Here is a 3,501-nt window from a genome sequence, read left to right on the forward strand (position 1 = left end):
TATTCGAGCTGGCGCAATTCGTCTGGCAGCCCGATCAGAACGTTGAAATCGGAACCGATCCCGAAGCGGCCGCCATGTTCTATGAACAGCGGCGCGGCAAAAATGCCGTCGCCGAGATTGGCCTCGGTGATCGGGCAGAGACCGGCAATAGCGCCGCTCTTGGCCATGCCGATCGTTTCCGCATCGGTCATATGCGTGGCGTGGATCAGGCACCAGCGTTGGTCGACCTCGGCATGGCCAAGCAGAAATTCGACCGGCCGCGCCCCCGACCAGGCCAGGCAGTCCTCGACTTCCTTCACCTGCTCGGCGACGTGGATGTGGATCGGCCCGTCCGGCGCAATCGCTGCGACCGAATTGAGTTCTTCCGGTGTCGCCGCGCGCAAACTGTGCGGAGCAACGCCGACGACAGCCTGATTCAAAGCGCGAACCGATTCGCGGCATTTCTCAACAAGCCGCGAGAACCGGTTCACATCGTTGATGAATCGCCGCTGGCCTTCGTTCGGAGCCGCACCGCCGAAAGACGAGTGGGCATAAAACACCGGCAGCAGCGTCAGGCCGATACCTGTTTCGCCGGCCGCGGCCGCGATGCGCTCGGCCATCTCGGCGAGGTTGGCGTAGGGTTTTCCATCCCGGTCGTGATGCAGGTAGTGAAATTCACCGACGCGCGAAAATCCGGCCTCCAACATCTCGACATAGAGTTGTGCTGCAACCGCCTCGACCTGATCGGGCGTCATCGACAGGGCGAAACGGTACATCACCTCGCGCCAGCTCCAGAAACTGTCGGCGGAGGGGCCGCGAAGTTCGGCAAGGCCGGCCATGCCGCGCTGGAAGGCGTGGCTGTGCAGGTTGGGCATGCCGGGCAGCAGGATCGCGTGACGTTCGTCGCTGGCTGCCGCTGCGGCGCCAAGTTCGACGGCTGTGATGCGTCCATCGGCCAAGGTGAGCCGCACATCGTCGTGCCAGCCATTGGGGAGGAGCGCCTGTTCCGCGAAGATATCAGTCACTTTTCTCTCCGGTTCTCTGTCTCTCATGCGATGATGGCACTTGCGGTGCGTTTCAATATGTATATACATAATTGTCACCAATTGAAACGGAAAAGATGATGGCTGCAGAGAGTGAAAGCCGGGCAGGGGCGGTTCGCATCTGGCGCAATGCGCGCTTGGCGACGTTGGCCGAAAACGCGGCCGGACTTGGCGTCGTCGAACATGGCGCGATCGCTGCGCGTGACGGCCGCATTGTCTATGCCGGTCCCGAATCGGAGATGCCCACAGCATTTGCCAAGGGTGCCGAGACAATCGATTGCGAGGGCCGCTGGATCACGCCCGGCCTGATCGATTGCCACACCCATCTGGTCCATGCCGGCAACCGCGCCAACGAGTTCGAGATGCGGCTGGCCGGCGCCACCTATGAAGAGGTCGCCAGGGCCGGCGGCGGCATCGTCTCCTCGGTCAAGTCGCTGCGCGCCGCCAGCGAGAGCGAGTTGGTTGCGCAATCGCTGCCCCGCCTCGACGCGCTGATCGCCGAAGGCGTGACGTCAGTGGAAGTAAAGTCGGGCTACGGGCTCGACCTCGAAAACGAGCAGAAATCGTTGCGTGCCGCACGCCGGCTGGGCGGTGAGCGGCCGGTGACGATCCGCACGACCTTCCTCGGCGCCCATGCGCTGCCGCCGGAAGCCAAGGGCGACAAGGACGCCTTTATCGATCTGGTCGCAAAAGAGATTCTCCCGGCGGTTGCCGCCGAGGGATTGGCCGATGCGGTCGACGGCTTTTGCGAGGGCATTGCCTTTTCACCGGACCAGATGGCGCGCGTCTTCGACGCCGCCAAGGCCGCCGGCCTGCCGGTCAAGCTTCATGCCGACCAACTGTCCAACCTGCATGGCGCCGAACTCGCTGCCCGCTATGGCGCGCTGTCGGCCGATCATCTCGAATACACCGATGAGGCGGGTGCGGCGGCGATGGCCAAGGCGGGGACCGTGGCGACGATCCTGCCCGGCGCCTACTACTTCATTCGCGAAACAAAGAAGCCGCCGATCAGCCTGTTTCGCCAGCACGGCGTCAGGATGGCTGTCGCCACCGACAACAATCCCGGCACCTCGCCGCTGACCTCGCTGCTTCTCACCATGAACATGGCGGCGACCTTGTTTGGCCTGACCGTCGACGAATGCCTTGCCGGCATCACCCGCGAGGCCGCCCGCGCGCTTGGTTTGCTGGGTCAAACCGGCACGATCGAAGCCGGAAAATCCGCCGATCTCGCGATCTGGAACATCGAGCGCCCCGCCGAACTCGTTTACCGCATGGGCTTCAACCCGCTGCATGCCCGCATCTGGAGAGGACAATGACCGAACTGAACCTGAAGCCCGGCAATGCGACGCTGGCCGACTGGCGCGCCATCTACCGTGGCGCCGTGCCGAAGCTGGACGATGCCTGCCGGTCGAAAATCAAGGCGAGTGCCGAGGCTGTTGCCAGGATCGTCGCCAAGGGCGAGCCGGTCTACGGCATCAACACCGGCTTCGGCAAACTGGCCAGCGTCCGCATTCCCGCTGAGGATCTCGAGACCTTGCAGCGCAACATCGTGCTGTCGCACGCTGCCGGCGTCGGCGAGCCGATGCCATCAGCCGTCTGCCGGCTGATGATGGCGCTGAAGCTGGCCAGCCTGGCGCAGGGCGCGTCCGGCGTGCAGCCGCAGACCATCGAATTGCTGGAAGCGATGCTGGCCAACGACGTCATCCCTGTGGTGCCGGCGCAAGGCTCCGTCGGCGCCTCCGGCGACCTTGCCCCGCTCTCGCACATGACGGCGGTGATGATCGGCGTTGGCGAATGCTTCACCCCGCATGGCCGCTTTCCCGCCAAGGTCGCCTTTGTCTCGCATGGGCTGGAGCCGGTGACATTGGGCGCCAAGGAAGGTCTGGCGCTGCTCAACGGCACGCAGTTCTCGACGGCCTATGCGCTGGCCGCCCTGTTCGAAGCCGAGGTGCTCTACCAGTCGGCGCTGGTCGCCGGCGCTTTGTCGACCGACGCGGCAAAAGGCTCCGATGCCCCCTTCGACCCACGCATCCATGTGTTGAGAAAGCATCGCGGCCAGATCGAAACGGCGGACGCGCTGCGCAATCTGATGGCCGGCAGCGCCATCCGTGAATCGCACCGGGTGGGCGACGAACGCGTGCAGGATCCGTATTGCTTGCGCTGCCAGCCGCAGGTCATGGGTGCGGCACTCACCGTCCTGCGCCAGGCCGCCGACACGCTGGGCACCGAGGCCAATGGCGTCACCGACAATCCGCTGATCTTCGCCGAGGATGACACTGCACTGTCCGGTGGCAATTTCCACGCCGAGCCGGTGGCTTTCGCCGCCGATATGATCGCGCTCGCAGTTTGCGAAATCGGTTCTTTGTCGGAACGCCGCATTGCCATGCTGGTCGACCCGGCATTGTCGGGCATGCCGGCCTTCCTGCCGCCGACGCCCGGCCTGCACTCCGGCTTCATGCTCCCGCAGGTGACAGCGGCG

The 3,501-nt window shown here is 64.4% G+C and carries 3 protein-coding genes; 2 read left to right on the forward strand and 1 reads right to left on the reverse strand.

Annotation, left to right across the window (positions count from 1 at the left end; genetic code table 11):
* Positions 1-1,004 (reverse strand): formimidoylglutamate deiminase (locus NKJ06_RS34930; RefSeq protein WP_352812467.1); only part of this gene is annotated, 1,004 nt, incomplete at its 3' end.
* Between the two features lie 98 nt (positions 1,005-1,102).
* Here NKJ06_RS34930 and hutI point away from each other — a divergent pair.
* Positions 1,103-2,338: an imidazolonepropionase gene (gene hutI / locus NKJ06_RS34935; RefSeq protein ID WP_352635293.1), complete on the forward strand. Its 1,236-nt coding sequence runs from the start codon at positions 1,103-1,105 to the stop codon at positions 2,336-2,338.
* Positions 2,335-3,501, forward strand: a 1,167-nt coding sequence (locus NKJ06_RS34940; protein ID WP_352812469.1) for a histidine ammonia-lyase, incomplete at its 3' end; no start/stop codon positions are given. The genes hutI and NKJ06_RS34940, both read left to right, overlap by 4 nt.

This window comes from Mesorhizobium sp. M0293 (assembly GCF_040321735.1).
Taxonomy (GTDB): domain Bacteria; phylum Pseudomonadota; class Alphaproteobacteria; order Rhizobiales; family Rhizobiaceae; genus Mesorhizobium.

What these genes read in the sequence shown, in the direction of transcription:
- hutI (WP_352635293.1), top strand. Translation starts at nt 1,103, where the DNA reads ATGGCTGCAGAGAGTGAAAGCCGGGCAGGGGCGGTTCGCATCTGGCGC.